Annotated in this window: 20 protein-coding genes; 11 read left to right on the top strand and 9 right to left on the bottom strand. The window is 51.9% G+C overall.

Annotated features, from left to right (window positions below; genetic code table 11):
- Positions 1-97 precede the first annotated feature (97 nt).
- Positions 98-2,482, top strand: a complete 2,385-nt coding sequence (locus ACO0LK_RS17160; RefSeq protein WP_422977110.1) for an EAL domain-containing protein — start codon at positions 98-100, stop codon at positions 2,480-2,482.
- Positions 2,483-2,504: 22 nt separating this feature from the next.
- Here ACO0LK_RS17160 and ACO0LK_RS17155 read toward each other — a convergent pair whose 3' ends face one another.
- Positions 2,505-4,217, bottom strand: a complete 1,713-nt coding sequence (locus tag ACO0LK_RS17155; protein WP_422977108.1) for a diguanylate cyclase domain-containing protein — start codon at positions 4,215-4,217, stop codon at positions 2,505-2,507.
- 298 nt (positions 4,218-4,515) lie between these two features.
- Between ACO0LK_RS17155 and ACO0LK_RS17150 the strand changes: the two genes are divergently transcribed.
- The 7 genes from ACO0LK_RS17150 to ACO0LK_RS17120 all read left to right on the top strand — a co-directional run bounded on the left by ACO0LK_RS17150 (position 4,516) and on the right by ACO0LK_RS17120 (position 11,141).
- Positions 4,516-5,664, top strand: a complete 1,149-nt coding sequence (locus tag ACO0LK_RS17150; RefSeq protein ID WP_422977106.1) for a tetratricopeptide repeat protein — start codon at positions 4,516-4,518, stop codon at positions 5,662-5,664.
- Between the two features lie 177 nt (positions 5,665-5,841).
- A complete protein-coding gene (locus ACO0LK_RS17145) occupies positions 5,842-6,714 on the top strand; it encodes a DUF3034 family protein (protein ID WP_422977194.1) in 873 nt (290 codons plus the stop codon).
- Positions 6,715-6,749: 35 nt separating this feature from the next.
- Positions 6,750-7,196, top strand: a complete 447-nt coding sequence (locus tag ACO0LK_RS17140) for a group I truncated hemoglobin (protein ID WP_422977104.1) — start codon at positions 6,750-6,752, stop codon at positions 7,194-7,196.
- Between the two features lie 530 nt (positions 7,197-7,726).
- Positions 7,727-8,551 (top strand): DUF3034 family protein, encoded by an 825-nt coding sequence (locus ACO0LK_RS17135; protein ID WP_230412079.1) that lies wholly within the window; start codon positions 7,727-7,729, stop codon positions 8,549-8,551.
- Between the two features lie 63 nt (positions 8,552-8,614).
- A complete protein-coding gene (locus tag ACO0LK_RS17130; RefSeq protein ID WP_422977102.1) occupies positions 8,615-9,058 on the top strand; it encodes a group I truncated hemoglobin in 444 nt (147 codons plus the stop codon).
- 31 nt (positions 9,059-9,089) lie between these two features.
- A complete protein-coding gene (locus ACO0LK_RS17125) occupies positions 9,090-9,761 on the top strand; it encodes a methylamine utilization protein (protein ID WP_422977100.1) in 672 nt (223 codons plus the stop codon).
- Between the two features lie 168 nt (positions 9,762-9,929).
- Positions 9,930-11,141 (top strand): M24 family metallopeptidase, encoded by a 1,212-nt coding sequence (locus tag ACO0LK_RS17120; protein ID WP_422977098.1) that lies wholly within the window; start codon positions 9,930-9,932, stop codon positions 11,139-11,141.
- 74 nt (positions 11,142-11,215) lie between these two features.
- Here ACO0LK_RS17120 and ACO0LK_RS17115 read toward each other — a convergent pair whose 3' ends face one another.
- From ACO0LK_RS17115 to tagH, 4 genes are all read right to left on the bottom strand, one after another.
- Positions 11,216-11,698, bottom strand: a complete 483-nt coding sequence (locus ACO0LK_RS17115) for a TssQ family T6SS-associated lipoprotein (RefSeq protein WP_422977096.1) — start codon at positions 11,696-11,698, stop codon at positions 11,216-11,218.
- 12 nt (positions 11,699-11,710) lie between these two features.
- Positions 11,711-13,471: a serine/threonine protein kinase gene (locus tag ACO0LK_RS17110; protein WP_422977094.1), complete on the bottom strand. Its 1,761-nt coding sequence runs from the start codon at positions 13,469-13,471 to the stop codon at positions 11,711-11,713.
- Positions 13,472-13,599: 128 nt separating this feature from the next.
- Positions 13,600-14,370 (bottom strand): PP2C family protein-serine/threonine phosphatase, encoded by a 771-nt coding sequence (locus tag ACO0LK_RS17105; protein WP_422977092.1) that lies wholly within the window; start codon positions 14,368-14,370, stop codon positions 13,600-13,602.
- 21 nt (positions 14,371-14,391) lie between these two features.
- Positions 14,392-15,666 carry a type VI secretion system-associated FHA domain protein TagH gene (tagH, locus tag ACO0LK_RS17100; RefSeq protein WP_422977090.1) on the bottom strand — a complete coding sequence of 425 codons (1,275 nt, stop codon included), beginning with the start codon at positions 15,664-15,666 and terminating at the stop codon, positions 14,392-14,394.
- Between the two features lie 575 nt (positions 15,667-16,241).
- Here tagH and ACO0LK_RS17095 point away from each other — a divergent pair.
- Entirely contained in the window at positions 16,242-16,760 is a 519-nt protein-coding gene (locus tag ACO0LK_RS17095; RefSeq protein WP_422977088.1) for a helix-turn-helix domain-containing protein, read from the top strand.
- Between the two features lie 149 nt (positions 16,761-16,909).
- Here ACO0LK_RS17095 and ACO0LK_RS17090 read toward each other — a convergent pair whose 3' ends face one another.
- Together ACO0LK_RS17090 and ACO0LK_RS17085 are read right to left on the bottom strand one after the other, a co-directional pair.
- A complete protein-coding gene (locus ACO0LK_RS17090) occupies positions 16,910-17,419 on the bottom strand; it encodes a DUF1993 domain-containing protein (RefSeq protein ID WP_422977086.1) in 510 nt (169 codons plus the stop codon).
- Between the two features lie 320 nt (positions 17,420-17,739).
- Entirely contained in the window at positions 17,740-18,354 is a 615-nt protein-coding gene (locus ACO0LK_RS17085; protein WP_422977084.1) for an OmpW/AlkL family protein, read from the bottom strand.
- Between the two features lie 237 nt (positions 18,355-18,591).
- Here ACO0LK_RS17085 and ettA point away from each other — a divergent pair, with 237 nt between their 5' ends.
- Both ettA and ACO0LK_RS17075 read left to right on the top strand, forming a co-directional pair.
- Positions 18,592-20,259 carry an energy-dependent translational throttle protein EttA gene (ettA, locus tag ACO0LK_RS17080; RefSeq protein ID WP_422977082.1) on the top strand — a complete coding sequence of 556 codons (1,668 nt, stop codon included), beginning with the start codon at positions 18,592-18,594 and terminating at the stop codon, positions 20,257-20,259.
- 355 nt (positions 20,260-20,614) lie between these two features.
- Positions 20,615-21,025: a flagellar basal body-associated FliL family protein gene (locus ACO0LK_RS17075; RefSeq protein ID WP_422977080.1), complete on the top strand. Its 411-nt coding sequence runs from the start codon at positions 20,615-20,617 to the stop codon at positions 21,023-21,025.
- Between the two features lie 33 nt (positions 21,026-21,058).
- Here the strand turns inward: ACO0LK_RS17075 and deoD are convergent, their stop codons facing one another.
- Positions 21,059-21,772: a purine-nucleoside phosphorylase gene (deoD, locus tag ACO0LK_RS17070; protein ID WP_422977078.1), complete on the bottom strand. Its 714-nt coding sequence runs from the start codon at positions 21,770-21,772 to the stop codon at positions 21,059-21,061.
- On the bottom strand, positions 21,754-23,145 hold the full coding sequence (gene deoA / locus ACO0LK_RS17065) for a thymidine phosphorylase (protein WP_422977076.1): 1,392 nt from the start codon (positions 23,143-23,145) through the stop codon (positions 21,754-21,756). The genes deoD and deoA overlap by 19 nt, the downstream gene beginning before the upstream one ends.

Below are 23,145 nucleotides of genomic sequence, written 5' to 3'. Positions count from 1 at the left end.
TGCCTGTCGAGCCCTGGCGGGCGCAGAACATGTAGCCACTGCATATTGGCAAACATCAACAACACTATTGTTTACGTACGCACATCGAGGATAATTCATGCGTTTGCATAGTCTGGAAAGCCGCGTCGTCACCCTGTTCATCGGTCTGCTTCTGACCTTGCAACTGGTCGGCTTTTTCGTCATTCGCAATACGATAGACAGTAATGCCCGCAACGCGATAGAAGAAAGCCTGAAGCTCAACGAAAAAATCCTGTTGCGCCTGCTCGATCAAAATGCCCAAAAACTGATACAGGGTGCCATCGTCCTCGCCAAGGAATATGCCTTCCGTGAAGCCATAGGCACGCATGACACGGAAACCATCGTCTCCACCCTGTCGAATCACGGTAAACGCATAGGCTCTGACCTGACCATGCTGGTTGGTCTGGACAGAAAAATAACGGCGTCTTCCAGCTCGGCTGCCAGTGACGATCTCAGTCACAGCCTGCAGCAATCTGTTGCTGCCCTGATACAAACAGCAGAAAAATCAGGCAGTGCGGCCAGTACTGCCATCGTCGATGGCAAGCCCTATCAAATGGTAGTAGTGCCGATTGAAGCACCAGTAACAATCAGTTGGGTCGTGATGGCGATTCCCATTGGTAAAACCCTGGTGAGTGACATGCATGAACTGTCGCTAATGCAGATCAGCCTGCTGTCAACCGAGAAAAATGCAGAAGGAAAAAATGGCTGGATATCAAACGTATCCACACTCAGTGATCAACAGGCGGCGGAGCTGGCGCAGTTGATACCGCAGCCAGAAAAAAAAATCAGCTACCTGCCAAATATTCAGATCGATGACGACCAGTATAGTACCCGCATCGTCCAGCTGGCACAGGACGGACAGGCCAGCACCATCGCCGTGCTGCAACTATCCATCAGTCAGGCGGTTGCACCTTACCAGAAACTACAACTGACTCTGCTGATACTGACGGTTTTCGGTGCCGTCGTCGCCAGTGTCATCAGTGCCATTACCGCACGTCGCATTACTGGCCCGGTACGGCAGTTGGCTGAAACCGCCAGACGCCTGGGCGCAGGCGACTATACGGCTGCCATCCATGTCAAACAGAAAGATGAAATCGGCGATCTTGCACGCACTTTCACCACCATGCGTGACGGCATCGCCCAGCGCGAAAAGGAAATCAGCCGGCTGGCGTACTGGGATACTCTGACGAATCTGCCAAACCGTGCCCTGTTCACCGACATGCTGGAAGAAGCCATCGCCATGGCCCGCGCGCATGAGAAATCCTGTTACGTGCTGATGATGGATCTGGATCGCTTCAAGCATGTGAACGATGTCATGGGTCATCGCTTTGGCGATATTCTGTTGAATCAGGTCGCCATTCGTCTCTCAGATGAGCTTGGTACCGGCGGCACCAAGCCCGCCCGCCTCGGTGGTGATGAATTTGCTATCCTGTTGCCAAATGCATCCAAAGAAGAGGCACAAAGCCTGGCTGACCGGATTTTGCGCTCACTGGAAAAACCGATTTCCATCGAAGATCAGACCGTTGACCTGGGTGCTGGCATAGGCATCGCCGGTTTTCCTGAGCATGCCAGCGATACCCAGACCTTGCTCAGTCGGGTCGAAGTGGCGATGTATGCAGCCAAAATGGGCAATAGTGGTGCTGTGATTTATTCACCGGATATCGACAAAGGCAGCCAGCAAAGTCTGTCGCTGCTCAGTGAATTGCGGGCAGCGCTGGAACAACAGGCATTTCGCATGTACGTGCAACCCAAGGTCGGGCTGGATAAGGGCCAGGTCATCGCGGTAGAAGCGCTGGTACGCTGGATACACCCTGAGCGCGGTTTCATCTACCCTGACCAGTTCATTCCTTTTGCCGAACAAACCGGATTCATCCGTCAGTTGACGCACTGGATCATGAATGAGGCGGCGCGTGCATGCAGTATATGGAACAAGCAGGGCATGCACTTGAAAATCTCGGTGAATATTTCCACCCGGGATTTGATGGATCAGGATCTGCCCATCAAGTTTGCCCAGATCCTGCAACACCACCAGGTGGACGCATCATCCTTTTGTCTGGAAATTACAGAAAGCGCCATCATGGATGACCCTGTCCGTGCCTTTCAGACGCTGGATCGCCTGCATGCTATGGGGCTGGATCTGTCCATCGATGACTTTGGTACCGGCTACTCTTCGCTGGCCTATCTGAAACGCTTGCCAGTGGATGAACTCAAGATCGACAAGTCTTTTGTTCTGAAAATGGAAAAAGATATTGATGACACCAAAATCGTCAAGTCCACCATTGATCTCGGCCACAATATGGGCTTGCGCGTCGTCGCAGAAGGTGTAGAAAACGCCGAAGTCATGGCCCTGCTGAAAGAACTAGGCTGCGACCAGGCTCAGGGTTACTTCATCAGCAAACCCATGCCCTCGACTGATTTACCGGCATGGCTGGAAAAATGGCAGCAAAACAATCCGGCAGCCTGAGCACCTTCATGGTGAGCGGGCTTTACACCAAATGTACAGACTGCGCTAACTTGCGATCACGCTTGCGATTGTACATACGGCTATCGGCAATCTTGATCAGCCGCACATAGTCGTCACCGTCCTCTGGAAAGCTGGCCCAGCCTATGGAAACGCCGACACTGACAATGACATCGTCAATCGCTATCGGTTGTTCAACCACACTGCATATCTTTTCCACCATATTGTTGATGTCGATGGAATTTCTGGTGTCTTTCAGCAGCAACACGAATTCATCGCCGCCATACCTGGCGACTTCATCCGTATCGCGTATGGCGGAACGCAGACGTGCCGCAATAATCACCAGTGCCTTGTCACCGGCATCATGTCCATGGTTATCATTGATGGATTTGAAGCGATCGAGGTCCACAAACAGCAGCGTAAATCCTTCACTTCTCCCCGGCTGCTCCAGTGCCTGCTTTTGCAGATAATTGATCTGGGCAAACAGCGATTCGCGATTAGCAACCTGAGTCAACTTATCAAAGCGCAACTTGTTTTCCATCTCGGTGAAGGTTTGTGCCAGCTTGCCGATTTCATCCGTGCGGGTAATGCGCAGGCTGGGCATGGGTTCGCCATTGCCGAATTTTTCTGCGGCAGAAGTCAGCTTGCGGATATCCCTGACCACGCGTTCGACGATTGTCAGACCGATGGTTAATGCAAAGATGATGCAGGCAAAAGCAATCACCATGCTTTGCAAAAAACCCTGGTTGATGCTGCTCATGAAATCCGAACGTGGCACCGCCACCACCGTCTGCCAGTTCAAGCCCTGACGGTTACCCAGCGGCGAAACTGCCACATCCACCGTACCTATGCCGAGTTCCATGGACTGCGTGCCCGCTGTCAACGCAGTCGTATTCCCCAGCTTTTGGAATGTCTGGTTGATGAGAGGTGTTTTCATGTCGATGGCACGCATGCGTTCCGGCGTACCATTCACCGTTCTTTCCGGTATTTCCTGGCCTGAAGTGGCGACGATATAACCATCTGCATCGACGATATAGGCAACACTGTTCTTGCTGATTTCCAGCTTGCGCAAAAAGTTGGATAGCTCCTTGAGCGTGAGATCAGTCGCCACCACACCGGCAAATTCATGATTCTTTTGATAGACCGCCTTGGCCAGGGTGATGGTGGGGTAATGGAAAGAAAAATTATTATAGATTTTTGACCAGACCGGCTTTTCTGATCCCCTGGCAGTCTGGTACCAGGGTCTCAATCGCGGATCGAATGCATCACTACGCAATAATTCGGCACGGTCACCGACATGTCCGACCCGGTAGACAAGACGCTTGTTCCATTCCGGCTCGCGCCAGAACAATTGCACCATGCCGTTAGAGATACGGTAGACGCCGACAAAGCGTCCGTCACTGCCGCCAAAATAGACATAATTATTGACATCCATGAACAGGCCACTGGCGGCCCAGAATTTTTCTTCCAGCAATCTCATGTCAGTGGAGAAAGCCTGTTCCCTGGGTACATTGCCGGCGCTTGGTGCTACCGATTCAAGCGCTATGAGAGCGCCATCGAGATGCTTTTCCGTCGCATGATTGATACGGTTTACCATGTCGACCAGAATACGCTGCGTTAATGTATACACGGCATCCGTCCCGGCCTTCATCGAGACCCAACCTATGGCAGCGGACACACCGATCACCAGTACGGTAATCGGGATCACCAATTCACGACGCAACGACGAACGACTCATACTCGGGCTCAAAAACGACAATATCAAGTTCAGGAAAGAATGAAGGAAATGCGCAACACTGCAACAAAATCAGGATACCGCCTCGATTTCGATTTTCGGGGCTCAAAAAATCAAGCTTTTCAGTATATACCGTTAAAAATTGTTAAAACCAACTTCTGCGACGGCACGGGAATTAAATCTTGCGTATTGTGGTAGTTCGCGAGACAAGATTGACTTCAGTGCTCACTTTTTCATTCATTTATTTTAACAATTGAATCGCTTCCCAAGAGAGGAAATCTCTCAGGGCTTGCAGCATACTATGGACTTATACGCCACCGATAGCGAAGTTAAACAGTTAGAGCAGCGTTTGGCCGAAATGGTGGCGCAAGAACAACTGGACGATATGCTGACGCTGGCGTGGGGCCTGCGCCAGCGCGATAGCCGCCAGGCTCTCAGCTTGTGTGATCAGATAGGCATATTGCTCAACAAATCCAGTCGCTCCGAAGCCGACAAGGCACTGGTGTATCTGCGCCTGCAATTGATACGCGCAGAAGAACGCTGGCTACACGCCGATCTGGATGTAGCTGCCAGCATTGTCCAAGCCATACTCAGGCATCCAGAAGTACACCTGGATGCTGTCTGTCTGAGTGACGCCCATCGTTTGCTGGGCTTCATTTTTTCTGACCAGGGCAAGCATGTGGAGTGCGACATTGAAATGGCCATCTCCATAGACGAAGCCAGCAAGGTTGATGATGTGCTGCGCCGTCAATGTACAGCTGCTGCCCTGGCACGCATCGCCGTCTTGCGAGACTGCAAACTGGCAAAATCCTATTTTGACCGTCATTTTGATGCCAGAAACGCTCCCAGGGATGTACATCCGGCACTGGGCGCACTGATGAATGATTTCCTGGGTTTATATGCGGGCCTGAATGAGCAGTTTGATGATTCCATCGTATTTCTGGACAAGGCATACCGGCTATGCCTGCAATCCGGACAAATCCGCCGTGGCATCCTGACTGCGGCAAATATAGGCTATACCTATAGCAAAATGAATAATTATGCAGCAGCTCTTGAATGGCAACAAAAGGCCTTGAAACTGGCAAGACCTGCTGGCTGGTCCCCCAATATAGGTAATTGCCTGATGCAGATCGGTGATACCCTGCGCAAAATGGGGTCGCTTGATGCAGCCGAACAGATGCTGCACGAATCGCTGGAACAACTGGCCACGCTGACCAGTTCTCGCAACTATGCCCTGACCATCAGCGTACTGGCCGATATCGCCCTTGACCGCCGTGATTATCACCTGGCACAGAATTTATTCTCCCAACTGGCCATGTTGCCTGGTGCCCAGGAACAGGCAGACCTGCAACAACTTGCCATCCAGGGACAATCCAGGGCACATGCAAAAATGAAAACGCCGGGACGTGAAGCCAGCGGTAACGCAAGTACTCTGTTTGTTAAACGTTGATACTTGCACCTGTTCGTGGTTTATTCTGTTGTATGCTGGCAATAAATTCCTGCCGCCAACGTCCCTTTGATACTTGACGCGACAGAAGTTTTCTCTGGTTTAAACTGAAGACACACGACGCGCTCTTGATATGCCATGTTGAACAAACCCACCCCCCTGCATTTTGCTCCTGGACTGATGGCAGCATCCATGCTGCTGACCGCTGCTCACGTGTCCGCACGAGACCTGCCCTTACCAGACAAAGGTCGCTTGCTGGCGACTGGTGGCGTCAAGCAGGTCGAAGGTGCAGGCGGCGGCGGTCTGGCTCCCTGGGCCACCATTACCGGGTACGGTAGTGAAGACAGCTATGGTGTCAATGCCCATATTACCCAGATCAGTACCCAGGATTACCGCTTGCGGACTGCCGGTATTGCCGTCGGAATTGCCGACCGTCTGGAAATGTCATTATCCACCCAACAATTCACCGGCAGCCAGGCACCGCTGGACAAACTGGAACTGAACCAGGATACGCTGGGTATCAAACTCAAGCTTGCCGGTGATCTGGTCAGTGGTCAGGATACCTGGCAACCGCAAGTCGCCGTCGGCGTCATGTTCAAACGCGACCATGCTGTCAAAGGACTGGAAGCACTGGGCGTCACCAACGTCAAACAATTGGGTGCCATTGATGACCACGGCATCGATTATTATGTATCGGCCACCAAGCTCTACCTGGATCAAAGTCTGCTGGTGAATGGCACTCTGCGCCTGACCAAGGCGAATCAGATGGGCTTGCTGGGTTTTGGTGGCGATAAACGCAATCAGTACCAGTTGCAGCCCGAAATATCTGTGGCTTATCTGTTCAACCGCAAGCTGGTGGGCGGCATCGAATATCGCAGCAAGCCACGCAATCTTGGGGTGGATAATGAAAAAGCCTATCATGACGCTTTCATTGCCTGGTTCCCGACCAAAGAATTTTCGCTAACCCTGGCCTATGTCAATCTGGGGAATATCACTATCTTCAATCCTAAAACCCAGCGCGGATGGTATCTGTCGCTACAGGTCGGCAATTAATTGGTAACAGGGTGGCAAGCATGCAGGAAACAGCTATGAAATTACGTCACATCGCAACCGCCATCAGTCTGATAGTGGCATGTACCGGCCAGGCAATGGCGCAGGCCGCACAAGGCAATCTGTTTCAGGCACTGGGCAATGAGCCCGGCATCAGCAAGATCGTGGATGAAATGCTGGTTGTGGTCATGCAGGATGAACGCATCAAAGCATCATTCAAAGAAACCAATATGCCGCGCCTGGCACAGTTACTGAAAGAGCAATTTTGCGTCATCAGTGGTGGCCCCTGCAAATACACAGGCGACGACATGAAAGTGGTGCATGAAAACCTGGGCATCAATGCCGCCCAGTTCTATGCGCTGGCCGAAGATTTGCAAATCGCCATGGACAAACTGGCTGTTGCATCCTCCACGCAAAACAAGCTCATGGCCAAACTATCCCCCATGAAAAAAGACATCGTCTTTCCCAAGCCCAAACCACAATAATTTTAGAACTCATTTCATCAATAGGGATGAGTGCGAGCAAGGCGATTCGGGATGCAGTGCGAGGCGTCAAGGGTGACACTTGCAGCTAAGGCTGGTGCCTTAGCAAGCGCGATGCAACAACCTCACGCTGCAATGCGCCCGCGAAGTGTCAATGCGGCCAGCTCCCGAAGGGTTTGCCTCATAACGTATGCTGGACTGCAAGGTGTGAACAATTCGACTCGTTGTCAATAGACCCGCTATTGACTGCCTCGTCCATAGTTTTACCATTGCCAGCCCACGTTATGAGGCAAACGCATCTCACCCCTATTGATGAAATGAGTTCTAGATATTTTGCATCTGATCTGAATCCGATTTTCGATTTACAACGTACAAACAGCAGGAGCCTGGATTATTCCAGGTGAAAAAGCAGCTTGTAGCAGTTGATAACGAAATAACACAGAGGAAACATGATGCAAACTACCAGAAAAATCCTGGCGACTGTCCTGTTCGGCAGTTGCACCACATGGTCGCAAACCGGCCTGGCGCAAGACATGCTGAAACCCGATATGGGCAAGCTGACAGCCACCGGTGGCGTCAGCCAGCTTGAAGGTGCTGGTGGTGGCGGTCTGACCCCGTGGGCATTGATCACTGGCTATGGTACGCGCGACAGTTATGGTGCGAATGCTCATCTTACCCAGGTGAATACCCAGGATTACAGCCTGAAAACCTACGGTGTTGCCGTCGGTATTGCTGACCGTGTGGAATTATCCCTGGCGACTCAGGAATTTACCGGTAGCCTGGCACCACTGAATGCACTCAATATCAAACAGGATATTTTCGGTATCAAGGTCAAGGTTGCCGGTGATGCCGTGTATGACCAGGATAGCTGGATGCCACAAATCGCCGTCGGTGCCATGGCCAAACGCAACAAGGGTATAGGCGGCCTGGGCGCGCTGGGTGTGACCAATGTCAAACAACTGGGTGCCAAGGATGACCGTGGTGTTGATTACTATGTATCAGCCACCAAGATATTGCTGGAACAAAGCCTGCTGCTGAATGGCACAGTGCGCATGACCAAGGCCAATCAAATGGGCATACTGGGTTTTGGCGGTGACAAGAAAGATAGTTATCAGGCCAAACTGGAAACTTCGGTCGCCTACCTCATCAACCGCAAACTGGCCGTCGGTGCCGAATACCGCATGAAACCGCGCAATCTGGGCGTGGACAATGAAAAAGATTATTACGATGTCTTTGTAGCCTGGTTCCCGACCAAGAATGTATCGGTAACCGCTGCCTATGCGACGCTGGGTGACATCACGGTGTTCAATCCAAAAAATCAGCGTGGCTGGTATCTGTCAGTACAGGCCGGATTTTAAGCGCCTGTTTTCTGGACACGACACTTGCAGATATCCACTAAAAAACCATAGAAAGCGAATACCATGATTTCCATCTCCCGTTTCAGCAAAGCCGTATGTGGCTTGTTCCTGCTAACAAGCCTGTCTGTGCATGCCCAAAGCCCATCCACCAGCGATGAACTGTATCAAAGCCTGGGCGCCAAACAAGGCATCAATACCTTCGTCAATTCCTTCGTCGCCATCGTGCTGGAAGATCCACGTATCAACAAGGCGTTCAAAGACACCGATACCGAAAGACTGGCACAATTGCTCACCGAACAATTTTGCGAATTGAGCGGTGGCCCTTGCAAGTACAGTGGCCGCAGCATGGCAGAATCGCACAAGGACATGCAGGTTACCAATGCCCATTTCAATGCACTGGCCGAAGATTTGCAGGTCGCCATGGAAAAACACAATGTTCCGTCTTCCGTCCAGAACCGGCTGATCGCCAAACTGGCTCCTATGCAACGCGCTATCGTCACCAAATAAGATGACGCATTTATCAGGACAGAAAATCACGATGAAAAACTTGTTGTCATCCATCTCTGCGCGTAAGCTCGGACCACTGATGCTGGCCTGCATGCTGGCCACTGGTTTGCCTTCCCTGGCATTGGCCGCCAAAGTGAGTGTGCAGGCGGTGGACAAGAATGGCGCAGCCATGGCGGACGTGGTCGTATATGCCACGCCCATAGGAACACCCCTGCCGCCAGCAGGCAAAGCCGAAACAGCCACGATTTCACAAAGCGATATGCAGTTTTCGCCGTATGTGACAGTGATCAGGGTCGGTACGCAAGTCAAATTTCCCAACTACGACAAGATGGAACATCATGTGAAGTCTTTCTCTGCCGCCAAGGAATTTGAAATCAAGACCTATGAACGCGGTGTAGTACCGCCTCCGGTGATGTTCGATAAACCTGGCATCGTGATTGTCTACTGCCTGCTGCATAACTGGATGCGCGCCTATGTGCTGGCGGTAGATACCCCCTACTTCGCCAAGACTGAACAGGCCGGCACCACCACCCTGGATCAACTGCCGGATGGCAATTACGAAATCAGGGCCTGGCATCCGAATATGGGTAGCGTCAAACAGCCACTGGTGCAGACCATCAAAGTAAGTGACCAGACGCCGTTAGTGAAATGGCAGTTTGACTTTGTACCCACGCCAAGAAAAGCCAAGGCAGCCAATTACTAATGGATTCTTTTATAAGTAGGGATGAGTTCTAGATATCCTGGCTTGCTATGCCAATTTCGTCATGCCTGCACGGGTAAATCAGCAAGACCCGTGCCGCCATTTATACTAAGCTCTTGCCGCTAAGGGACTGTAAAAGTCCGCTCGTTTTGGCTACTACGGAGTGTGAGTATGACATCAGGCATCGGCGGCTCGACAGCCACCAAAGAATTGGCAGACATACAGGCTGACACCAGCAGCGTGCAGCCCATCAGCGCGGCAGAGCGCCGTGCACGCGTGGAAAAAGCTGCCCGGCTGATGCAGGACAATGCAGTTGATGCGCTGATCCTGCCAGCAGGTAGCAGCCTGTATTATTTTACCGGCCTGCGCTGGTATCCCAGCGAACGCCTGACTGCCGCCATCCTGACGCCAGACGCCAGGCTGATCTACGTCTGTCCCGGCTTTGAAGAATCCAAACTACGCGAAACCCTGGGTGCCAGTGCCGATATCCGTTTGTGGCAGGAAGAAGAAGATCCCTGTCTGCTGATTAAAACCTGCCTGCAAGACCTGCATTGCAAAAGCGATGTCGTCGCCCTGGATGAGGCAGCGCCCTTCTTTGTCTTCGATGGCTTGCGCAATGCACTGCCTTTGGCGCGCATCATCAACGCCAGCACGATCACGGCAGAATGCCGCATGCACAAATCGGCGGCGGAGCTGGCCATCATGCAGGCGGTAAAAAATATCACGCTGGAAGTGCAAAAAAAGGCCGCCCGAATTTTGCATGAAGGCATTTCTTCTTTTGAAGTCGCGCACTTCATCGACCAGGCCCACCGGGCCTACGGTGGCAGTGCATCGACTTTTTGCATCGTCAGCTTTGGTGCCGCTACGGCCATGCCGCATGGCCCGGATGGCGAACAATTCCTGCGCGAAGGCGACATGGTATTGATCGACACCGGCTGCAAACTGCATGCCTACAACTCCGACATAACCCGCAGCTATGTGTTTGGCAAACCCAGCCAGCGCCAGCGAGATATCTGGGAACTGGAAAAAACCGCGCAGGCAGCTGCGTTTGATGCCGCCCAGACCGGCGTGCCCTGTGAGCAGGTGGATGCCGCCGCCAGAAAGGTATTAGCCAATGCCGGTTTTGGCCCCGATTACCAGTTACCCGGCCTGCCGCATCGCACTGGCCACGGCATCGGTCTGGATATCCATGAATGGACTTACCTGGTCAAAGGCAATCAGCGCCCGCTGGCTGCCGGCATGTGCTTCAGCAATGAACCCATGATCTGCATAGAGGAGGAATTTGGCATCCGGCTGGAAGATCATTTCTACATCACGGAACAGGGACCGCGCTGGTTTACAGGGCAAAGTCATGCCGTCGATGCGCCATTTGGCGATCATTGAAAACTGAGGGAAACTGGCAGACCGCTTGAAACAATACAAGGCAAGTCTTCAACTCAAACCGTCTGCCTGGAAGATTACTTCTTCTTGATGGCGTTCTTGGATTTCAGAAATACCGGGCCCCAGATAGGGTGACCGATTTCGCCAGGTGACAGATTAAAAGTCGGGTCCAGCTTCAGCGCGCGATCAAACTGCTGGCGGCACAATTGCGCTCTGGAAGTGACGCAATAACTGAATGCCATGATCTTCAGCGCATTCACTTGCAAATCCTTGTTATGCCCGTTCCAGATATCCGGTGATCCCAGTCTTTTGATGGCGCCGTTGTAATCACCGGCGTCATACAGGGCCAGGCCATCCTTCATCGCCTGGAGATCCGCTGCCAACGGTGGCGGTGCAGGTGCCGTTTCTGCCTGCGGTGGTGGCGGGGTGACTGTCGTTTCTTTTTGCTTGACCGCAGGCTTGGGCGCTGGTGCCTGCTTGGGTGCAGTTTCGCATCCCAGCAATGCCGTACATGCCAGCACCAGGCCAGTCATATACACCTGTTGAATTAATTTCTTCATCTTTATCCGGATTTATTTACTGTTGAACTCATGTTCGATGGCAGCCGAATTTGTCTTGCTGCCGTCGATCTCGGTAACCAGATCAGGAAAGCCCGGGTTCGTCACTCTGATCTTATGCTTGCCAGCAGTTAAACTCAATTGCTTCAAAGGTGGGCTGGCACCTTGCTGTATGCCATCGACAAATACCGTGCCCCATGGTCTGATAGCCAGTTTGACTGTCAGTTTGCCAGCTGCTTTTTCCTGCGTGCTGGCGGCCTTGGCTGCTGCCGCCTTATTGGCTTCCTTCAAACGCAATTGCGCTGTTTCCGTCAATTTGCCATTCGGGAATTGCTGCAAAAATGCATTGATCGCTTCAGGCGTGGCATTGGCATCGTCTTTCAACTTGTCCCATGCCTGCTTTTCCTGTACTTCCCGGGCAGACAAAGGTGCGGGGCTGGCCGCTGCCACGCTGGTTGCCGCTGGCGCAGCAACAGTCGGTAGTGCAGCGGCTGCAAATGAAGCAGGCGTTGCAAGAGCTGTTGCTTCATCCTTTTTGGCTGTAGCCGGTGGCGTCGCGGTTTTGCTGGCAAGCGCAGGCACTGCCTGTGGTGCCGGGCCACTACGCAAGGTGACAGTCAGCACTGCAATCAGCAGCGCGACGACAACACCACCAGCCAGCAGCAGTTTGGTGTGGGATTTCACCTGGGTCATCACCCCGGCTTCGGTTACCTCATCCGTGGCGGCTGATTTGCCAGCCGTCCTGGACTTGCCTAGCGTTACCACTTTTTCAGAAGATGTGCCAGCAGCAGATGCTGGCATATCGCCACCATGTTCAGGCTTGCTTTTGCGTGATTTGCGGGTAGAAGTAAAAGCGCTGATACCTAGCAGTATGCGGAATTCATCTATCGATTGCGGTCTGTCTTGCGGTTGTATGGCAAGAGCCTGATCGACAGCTTTCAGGAATTTTGTGCTGAATCCAGGGCGTTCGCCATCTTGCAGCGGCACCAGTGAATCTTTGACTACGCGTGCTACCGACATCGGTGGCGGCGTTTTCATGATGGCGAAATACATCACGGCTGCCAGCGCATAGATATCGGTAAATGCGCCCTGAGGCATATCGGTTTCATCTGAATACTGTTCCACCGGCGCATAGCCAGGTTTCAGTATCACGGTCATACCATGGGTCATGTCGCCGATGATCTGGCGGGCAGAACCAAAATCCAGCAGAACGGCAACGCCATTCTTTTGCACGATAATATTGTCTGGTGAAATATCCCTGTGCAGAATTTTGGATTTGTACAGGGTATCGAGTGCTTCCAGTATTTGCTTGAAAATAAAGCGCAGCCAGGCTTCCGTCACCAGCTGCGGGCGTTTATTGACAATATCCTTCAAGGTATGGCCATCGTAATAACGCATGACCATGTAAGCAGTTTTATTTTCTTCCCAGAAGCGGTAGACCTTGACCAGAGAGGGATGATCAAATTGCGCCAGCAAGCGGGCTTCATTGATAAAACTCTTCAACCCTGCATCAAAAGTGGATTTGTGACGTTCAGACCTGACCACCACACTGGTATCCGCCGCCCGTCCAGCCAGGGCACCGGGCATGTATTCCTTGATGGCAACCGTGCGTTGCAGGGAATGATCAAACGCCAGATACACGATTCCAAAGCCGCCCTCACCCAATACCCCGGTAATTTCAAAGTCATTCAGCCGCGTGCCGGCAACGAGGCAATTCTCGGTACCGGCATGCAATGCCACTGGTGCTTCGTTAGCGAGTACGTTTTCTGTGTTCAAGGCTTACTCGGAGAGGTAATGTTGATAGGCGCTGCTATTGTTCAAATTCCGGTCATACACTACTGACACGGATATCCTGGCGGGCCACAGCAGGAACAGACCTGCATACTGCACCTTGACCCCGGTTATCATTTTCCCACTGGATTGTCATGTAAGCAAATGGCAAAAGCCGAGAAATTATCCCTGTTAATAGCTTTTGACGTATTAATATTTTTTTCTGCAATAGCATTCATTTTACTTAACCACTCATCACTCGTCTTTGATGCAGCAAGACAATATTCCATTTCGTGCTCAAAAACCCATTCCCAGAAACCGTCAGTACATAGCAAAAAGGCATCACCATGCTGTAAATCCGCGACTTCAGCGGTCACTTCAGCGGCAAAACCACCTTCCGCCCCGATCGCGGCGAACAGCACGTTGCGCCTGGGATGGCGACGTATCTGCCCATAGTCGGCAAAGCCGGCATCCACCATCATCTGTGCCTGGCTATGGTCTTTGGAGACTGTTTTGATTCTGCTATTGCGAAACTGATAGATACGGGTGTCGCCCATATGAGCCCACAAGGCGCAGCGATTGGTCTGATCTATCAATATCGCGGCGATGGTAGTGCTCATCTGTCGCTGATTGACATGCTCCTGCTTGCCCTGCGCCACTTTCACGGTGGCCCAGTCCAGGTAAGAGCGCAAAGCATGAGGGCTGAAAGAAGCGTCCTGGAGAAATTTCTCTATGATGGCATCGGTTGCCAGTTGGGCCGCCAGCTCACCGCCAGCATGCCCACCTGTGCCGTCCGCCATGACAAAGCAGACTATGTCGTCTTCCAAGGCGCAAGCCAGCGCATCCTGATTAATCTTTCTATCGCCTATCGCAGTGATCTGCGCTGTGTCCAGATGCATGGGCATGGTTGTGTAGTGTGTACTTACTTAAAAAGCCTGATGACTGGCTTCCGCTCGTTCAACTTCCTTCTGGTATGCCGTTAAAAATTCTTTGCCAAACAGTGCCTGAAACTCATCTTTCCTGCCCGCATAGATGGTTTCAAACAAAACATTGAATTGATCCCACAATGCAGCCTTGCGACGTGCTGGCATGGCTTGCTCCAGCAAACCTGGTGCGCTCAAATTCTGTTCCACACTGGAGGGTTGCAAAGCTTCAAGCACTGACTCCATCACCGCACGGGTACCGGCAGCTACCCCCATCTGATGTGCACGTATATCAAAAAATGCATCTTCCATGGCTTCGGCCGGTGCCATGAAGCCAGGCATCTTCTTGCGCAACATCTGTGTCAGTACTGTTTTACTGTCAGGGAAAAATTTTAAAGGATTATTTTCCCTTAAGACAACCATCGTTACTTCTGCTTTCACTTCTCGCTTCAGTAAAGCGCGCTGGGACAGCTCTTCCATCACCCCCTGAACCGAACTGGCCATTAGCTTACCCAGGGTTTCCATCAGCTCTACCGTCAGGCCCGAGGAAATGCTCAGATCAGCCAGATCGGCCCCATTCAGAAATGCCTGCATCAGCTCGGCATTGCTGGCTGGCGGCTTGCTGTTTTCGGTTCGGGTAGTTGCCTGGGCTTTGGCTGGTGTCGCCACTGGTGCAGGCGATTCGCTGACCGCCGTTGCCGTAGGTGATTCACTGACAACCGGTGCGCCGGGAGCCACTGTGTCTGCTACATCAGGGGCACGCTGCAAAAACTGCGGCAACGGCACATCAGGCAACAATTTCCCGGACGAGGTACGGGCTGGCGACGAGATATTTGCCTTCAGCTCCCCGGCATCTGCTTTCGCCTCGGGTACAGGGTTGACAGCAACTGCCGTATCACTCTGTTTCTCAAGGTCCGCAGCAACTGCTGGCAAGGAAGAAACTGCACCGTCTTCCAGTGCCTCGCCAATTGATTCAGCAAGCAACACATACAGGCCCACCTGTATCTCGTCGCCGTCATGAATTTCATGGTCGGATTCGGCCTGGATTTCCTTGCCGTTAACCAAAACCGGATTCGCCAGGCTAAGGTTATGAAGAAAATGTTTGCCGCCGGTACTCCATACCTTGGCCTGGGTGCGGGAAACAAAGTGTCTTGGATCAGGCAAATTCAGAAAATTTTCTTCATTGCGCCCTATTGTTTCTTGTTCGGTACCAAATACTGCAAAAATCGATGTGGCGGGTGCTTCATTGTTGTAGGAAACAACTGCTATTTTGATCATTAGTGGCACTCCAAAACCATTTTGTGACGCCTGAAAATAAGTATCCTGTGCAGGCAGTTTGAGATAATCTTACGATAGCGCTTTTATATTTCACATATATTTGAAAAAATAGGGCTTTCATCGTGCGGCCAAACATCAATGCCCTTCCAGAAGCATCGGATATGCTGCCTTTAAAGCAACAAAGTCCCGGACAAATTGAAATCTTGCCGCGCTTGCAGCAGCTTACCCGATTATCTTTAAATCAGCGACTGACTCAATCCCAATTTTCGGTTTAGCAATTTAGAAAAATTCTTAGTAGCAACATTGGCACGTTTAATGCTATAAAGTGCGGTTAAATGAGCCCTTGAATACCTTTGTGCCTGACCAATCCGGCACATTTTGAGCACAAACGCATTTCGTGGCCAAATTGCTCAAGCAAACTGAGCAATTCCGGTCTTGGAATGATGCTATCGTTTTTATATAAGGGGCTTTGTTGATGGACTTCAAACGAAGTCTTTCTACGAAAACTTCAAACAAGACTTCAAACTGACACTCCACTATGCAAGCTGCACTCCGTTTTCACAAAAGGCACGGTAATGAAAGATTCTGAGACAACTGTGCAGCCCATGCCGGAAGCCACGGGCGCATTTCATTATCAGGAATTGATAGAGTCCCGGCTTGGACAACCCATCGCTACCGAATTAATCGATGCCGAAGCCCAAAGGCTGGCTAGCTCGCCTGGCGCAAAACTGGCTGCCGCACGCAATGCGCTGGGCCTGTCGGTGGAGCAGGTGTCGGCACAATTGAAGATGGCACCCCGTCAAATTAACGCCCTTGAGAAAGATGACTATGCATTATTGCCAGAACCAGCCATCATCCGGGGTTTCATACGTGCCTATGCAAAGTTGCTGAAACTGGACTCTGTCGCCATCATCGATTTGTTTACAGATGATTTCAACAGGAAAAAACTGGCTGGCGAACTGGGGCGTGGCAAAAGCCGCCACAGCATCGCCCAAACCAGCAATACCAACAGTAATGCACCGTCCTACACACTGGCACTGCTGTTATGTCTTGCAGCAGCGGCGGCATTGGCCTACTTCAATTTGCTACATTAGCCAGCAAGCCTGCATTTCAAGAAAAAAGCTGGCACGGATCACTCCATGTCAGCTTTTTATATCAGGATGCCATTCGCTGGATCATTCATGCATAAATCATGAATTAATCATGAATTAATCAAAGCACCAAGGTCCTTCATAAGCTCAAATCAACGCAGACCCATGAAATCTTTCTTGCCGATTTCTATGCCGTTATGGCGCAAAATTGCGTAAGCGGTAGTGACGTGGAAGAAAAACTGTGGCAAACCGTAGTTGATCAGATAGGCCTGGCCCGAAAATGTCTGTTCCTTCGGCGTACCAGGGCGCAGGACAATATTGCGGCCTTCGCTGCCTTCAAATTGAGCAGCATCCAGGCTAGCAATAAATGCCTTGGTCTTGGCAATGCGTGCCTGCAAGTCAGCAAAACTTGTCTCAGTATCTTCATAGGCAGGCAATTCTGCCTGTGCCAGACGGCCAGTTACACCCTTGGCAAAATCAGCAGCGATCTGCACCTGGCGTACCAGGGCCAACATGTCCGGGAACAAACGCGCCTGCAAATAGTTTTCTGCGGGAATATTCTTGGCTGTTGCGTGATCTTCCGCCTTTTTCAGCACATCACTCAGACTGTCCAGCATCTGGTTAATGACAGGAACAGAGGCGGCATACATAGAAATAGACATGAGGAAACTCCAATAAGTGAGCAAAACGGAGCTAGATTATAGGTCGTCTGGATTTTTTGCGTATGACACCAGATTAAGCCGCATTACGCCAGATTACACCGGCCCTGCGCGCTCATCAGCACGGTACCGTTCAAGGTTTCATCAGGAAAATATCAATACGAGAAGTACGTGACAGCATAACTGCTATCGATGCATTCCGGGATGAAGCTTAAAACCGGAAGAATTTATTCAGCGGTAAGCGGCGACGTGCACCGGGGGAACAATAAAAAAATCCCCTCCCAAGCCGGAAGGGGAAAACATGAACGTCTGTATTGGCTTTTTTAGAAGCGGTAACCGACACCAACGCCAACCAGCCAGGGATCAATCTTGACCGCGCTGACTTTGGCGCCACTGATGGTGACGTCACTGCGGATCTGCACTTTTTTCACATCCAGATTCAGGGACCAGTTTTTATCCAGTTTGAAATCGACGCCAGCCTGTATTGCCAGACCAAAGCTGCTGTTTTCCAGACCGCCTGCGCCTTTCAGCAGGTTCACGTCAGAAATACGTGTGTAGTTCACACCAGCGCCAACATAAGGGCTGATTTTAGATTCGGGTGCGAAATGGTATTGCGCAGTCAGCGTAGGTGGCAAATGTTTGAATGTACCGATAACGGCACCATCCAGCATCACATCATGCTTTTGTGGGTAAGTCAGTATCAGTTCAGCAGACCAGTTTGGCGTGAAGAAATAAGTGATATCGACTTCAGGAATTTCTTTGCTGCTGACGGTAATACGGTCAGAGGCACCAGCGCCACCGACGGGGTCAGAGCTATTGGCGGGACTGATGTTAACAACACGGGCACGCACTTGCCATGGGCTCTGTTCTTGAGCCATTGCCTGGGTTGCAGTAAAACCGATAGCTGCCAGGGAGAGTGCGATTACGATCTTTTTCATTTTCATTTCCTTTTCTCAACAGTGATGAATAAAGTGTATATCCACACAAACAACAGGGGCTTGAGCTAGCTCAACTTCTGGTGCAGAGCACAAAATACGCGTTGCACTGCCTTTCCAGACAGCATCAGCCCACCAGAATCTACACAGCCGGGTCATAAATTTGGCAAAATATGACGACACCCGTCTGCATGAGGTATCCTTGCAGGCATTCTTATTCCCTATGAAAAATCAAGAAAAATGGCCAATTACGTCTACACCATGAATCGCGTCGGCAAAATCGTCCCGCCGAAGCGTCAAATCCTGAAAGATATTTCCCTGTCCTTCTTCCCTGGTGCCAAAATTGGCGTGCTGGGTCTGAATGGTTCCGGCAAGTCTTCCCTGCTGAAAATCATGGCAGGCATAGACAAGGACATACAGGGCGAAGCCGTGCCCATGCCTAACCTGAACATTGGTTACCTGCCGCAGGAACCGCAACTTGATCCTGAACAAACCGTGCGTCAGGCCGTTGAATCCGCCCTCGGCGAAGTGTTTGAAGCCAAGGCAAAGCTGGAAGAAGTGTATGCCGCCTATGCAGAAGAAGGCGCTGACTTTGATGCACTGGCAAATGAACAGGCACGTCTGGAAGCGATTATCTCCACATCCTCTGGCGACAATGTAGAACTGCAACTGGAAATGGCTGCCGATGCGCTGCGCCTTCCACCATGGGATGCCAAAATCGGCGTCTTATCCGGTGGTGAAAAACGCCGTGTGGCTCTGTGTCGTTTGCTGCTGTCCAAGCCTGACATGCTCTTGCTTGATGAACCAACCAACCATCTGGATGCTGAATCGGTCGACTGGCTGGAACAGTTCCTGCTGCGCTTTCCTGGCACCGTGGTGGCGATTACCCATGATCGCTACTTCCTCGACAACGCCGCTGAATGGATACTGGAGCTGGATCGTGGCCACGGTATCCCGTGGAAAGGCAATTACTCTTCCTGGCTGGACCAGAAACAAGCCCGCCTGAAGCAGGAAGAAGCGACCGAATCCGCACGCCAGAAAGCCCTGCAAAAAGAACTGGAATGGTCACGTCAGAACCCGAAAGCACGTCAGGCCAAGAGCAAGGCCCGTCTGGCCCGCTTCAATGAAATGAGCGAACATGAATACCAGAAGCGCAATGAAACCCAGGAGATTTTCATCCCTGTGGCCGAGCGTCTGGGTAATGAAGTCATCGAATTCAAAAACGTCAGCAAAGCCTTTGGTGACCGTCTGCTGATCGACAACCTGAGCTTCAAGATTCCTCCTGGCGCGATTGTCGGCATCATCGGCCCTAACGGTGCCGGTAAATCGACTTTGTTCAAGATGATCAAGGGTCTGGAAACACCGGACAGCGGCGAAGTCGTGCTGGGCCAGACTGCCAAAATTTCGCTAGTGGACCAGTCACGTGAAGACCTGGGCAATACCAAGACCGTGTTTGAAGATGTGGCGAATGGTGCCGACATTTTGACCGTGGGTCGTTTTGAAATGCCATCGCGCGCTTACCTGGGTCGCTTCAACTTCAAGGGCGGTGACCAGCAAAAGATCGTCGGTAACCTGTCTGGGGGTGAACGTGGCCGCCTGCATCTGGCCAAAACCCTGCTGCAAGGCGGCAATGTCTTGCTGCTGGATGAACCATCCAACGATCTGGACGTGGAAACCCTGCGTGCACTGGAAGATGCCTTGCTCGAATTTGCCGGCAGCGTCATGGTGATTTCCCATGATCGCTGGTTCCTTGACCGTATCGCCACCCACATTCTGGCATTCGAAGGTAATTCGCAAGTCAGTTTCTTTGATGGCAACTATCAGGAATATGAAGCCGATAAGAAAAAACGCCTGGGTGAAGAAGGTGCCAAGCCAAAACGCATCCGTTACAAACCTTTGACAGTGTAAATGAGGGTATAAGCACGACGGGAGCACGACGGAAGCAAGCCAGAACAATCAGGCCTGTTTTTTGCATTAGCCGGTTTCAAGCATGCTTGAAACCGGCTTTTTCACATCTGACAGCAACAATTATTAACCTCCAATCAAGTTTCTTTAACAGTGTGTTTCAGCAAGATGCGCTAAGCTAATGTTCATCGCCCGATAACGAATACTGGGCCAGGCAATCTCAATAGGACTTACGCAAAATTGTCCCAGCAAGGCGTAGCGACGAAGACAGTACGAATAGTACGCGGCTCCTAGGAGAGGAGCTGCAACGCAGTTGGGGCGGTTTTGCGTAAGTCCAACTAAATATAAATTACACCCAATGGCAAAAATATCCTCAATCACCCTCGCCCTCTGTCTTGCCCTTGGCATGGTAACGGGGTCGGCCTCTGCCAATTCAGGCGGCAAGGAAGCCAGTGCGTCTGCTGGTGCACCCACCGCCAAGCTGGAAGCATTCGTTGTCAATCTGTCGACAACTGAACGCTATCTGCAACTCAGCATGGCACTACAGATTGCCAATCCCGAAGTGAGTGACAGAATCAAAATGCTCATGCCCAAGGTCAGGCATACTCTGATACTGCTGTTGAGCGGCAAAGGCAGTGAACAATTGCAAAGTCTGGAAGGCAAGCATCAGTTGATGGAAGAAATCAAGGACGGCGTCAACAAAACCCTGGAACTGAAAGAACATGATGGCGTGACCGATGTGTTCTTTGAAAACTTTGTGATTCAGTAAGCACGGCAGATCAACTGAGGCGAGTGGCATCACTCAGACCAGCGACCACGCAGTTTCCATGGCAATTTCCATCATATGATTAAAATTGTTTTGCCTTTCGTCGGCTGACATGCTGCTGCCTTTGCGCAAGTGATCGGACACCGTCAGCAAACCCAGCGCCTGCACGCCATGTTCTGCCGCAATCGAATATAAACCGGCCAGTTCCATTTCCACCGCCAGTATCTGCATTTTTTCCATCACATCAAACAGGGCTGGCTGTACCGAATAGAACAGGTCCGCAGAAAACACATTTCCCAGCCTGACCGGCAATTGCAGTCGCTGTGCGGTTTCAACTGCGCGGGCCAGCAGCGCATAATCAGCAATGGCGGCAAAGTCATGGTCCATGAAACGCATGCGGTTGACCTTGCTGTCGGTACTGGCCCCCATGGCAATCAGCACATCACCCAGCTCAATATCTGCATGCAAGGCACCGCATGAACCCAGGCGCAGCAGTTTGCTCACACCGTAATGCCGTATCAGCTCAGTGGCATAAATGCTGATGGACGGTATGCCCATACCATGCGCCATGACAGAAATTCTTTTGCCACGGTAAGTGCCGGTATATCCCCACATATTGCGTACCGTATTGACCAGCCGCGCATCAGTCAGCCAGGCATCGGCAATCGCCTTGGCCCGCAAAGGGTCGCCCGGCATCAACACGATATCGGCAAAGTCACCGGCTGCGGCATTTATGTGGGGTGTGGACATGCGGTATCACTTATAAGCTGCTTGGATAAAGATGGCGTGCCATATTGCAAAGAACCGCGCACGGTATGCCGGATTTGTTGCGGGCGAGCCAGCGCCTCTTCACCAAATGTGAAGGCGGCCAGCAACTGCCTGCCGGCTTCCTGCGCGCTGGCTTCATCGCTGGCATGTATGATGGCCAGCGGCGTATCGGCATCAACTCTTTGCCCCAGTTCAGCAAGCTGGCTAAGACCTGTGCTCAAATCCACACCGGCGTTGCGGCCAGCGCCCATTTTCAATACCGCCATGCCTACCGCCCGGGTATCGATATGATTCAAAAACATGCCAATGCCAGTCTGCGGCGCCAGTAAAGTATGCTGCACCCTCGCTTGTGGCAGGTAGCGATCAAAGCCGGACAATAAATCGGCAGGCCCGCCAAGCGCTGCACAACTGCGTTCAAAAACCTGTGCTGCCTTGCCACCGTGCAGGGCATCGAGCAAGCGCACCTGGGCATCAAGAGCATTACTGGCCAGGCCTGCCTGCATCAGCATTTCTGTGCCCAGTGCCAACACCGTCTGATGCAAACGCGACGGGCAGGTATCTGCGCGCAAGTAATGCAGGGCCTCACGGATTTCTGTCGCATTACCTACACTGGGTACAAGCGGCTGGCTCATGTCGGTAATCAGGGCTGAACACACCATGCCAGCCGCATTCGCGGTGTCGATGATATGCCGTGCCAGTGTTTGCGCCTGCAACAACGCTGGTGTTTGTGCGCCGTTGCCGCACTTAATATCCATCACCAACACATCCAACCCGGCCGCAAATTTTTTCGACAGGATGGATGCCGTAATCAAAGGCAGACAATCCACCGTCGCCGTTATATCGCGTATGGCATACAGACGCTTGTCAGCCGGTGCCAGATCAACAGTCTGGCCTATGATGGCCATGCCGCATTCCCTGACTACCTTGCGAAAGCGAGCCAAATCTGGTGTGCTGCAATAACCAGGTATGGCTTCCAGCTTGTCCTGTGTACCGCCGGTATGCCCCAGACCGCGCCCGCTAATCATGGGTACCACGCCACCACATGCCACCACCATCGGTGCCAGCACCAGCGACACCAGATCGCCTACACCACCGGTAGAATGCTTGTCGACGATAGGGCCAGCCAAATCCAGATCGTCCCAGCGCAAGACCGTGCCAGAATCGCGCATGGCCAAGGTCAGCACCGCCCCTTCTGCCGCCGTCATTCCCTGAAAACAGGTCGCCATGCAAAACGCGCCCAGCTGGGCGTCAGACACGCTGCCATCCACCATGCCTGCGACCAAAGCCAGAATCTCTGGCTGATCCAAAGCCTGCCCTGCCCGCTTCTTGCGTATCAGCTCTTGTGCCAGCAACAT

The organism is Undibacterium sp. Ji49W, assembly GCF_049340205.1.
GTDB lineage: Bacteria > Pseudomonadota > Gammaproteobacteria > Burkholderiales > Burkholderiaceae_D > Undibacterium.
This window is presented reverse-complemented; position numbering and strand designations above follow the sequence as displayed.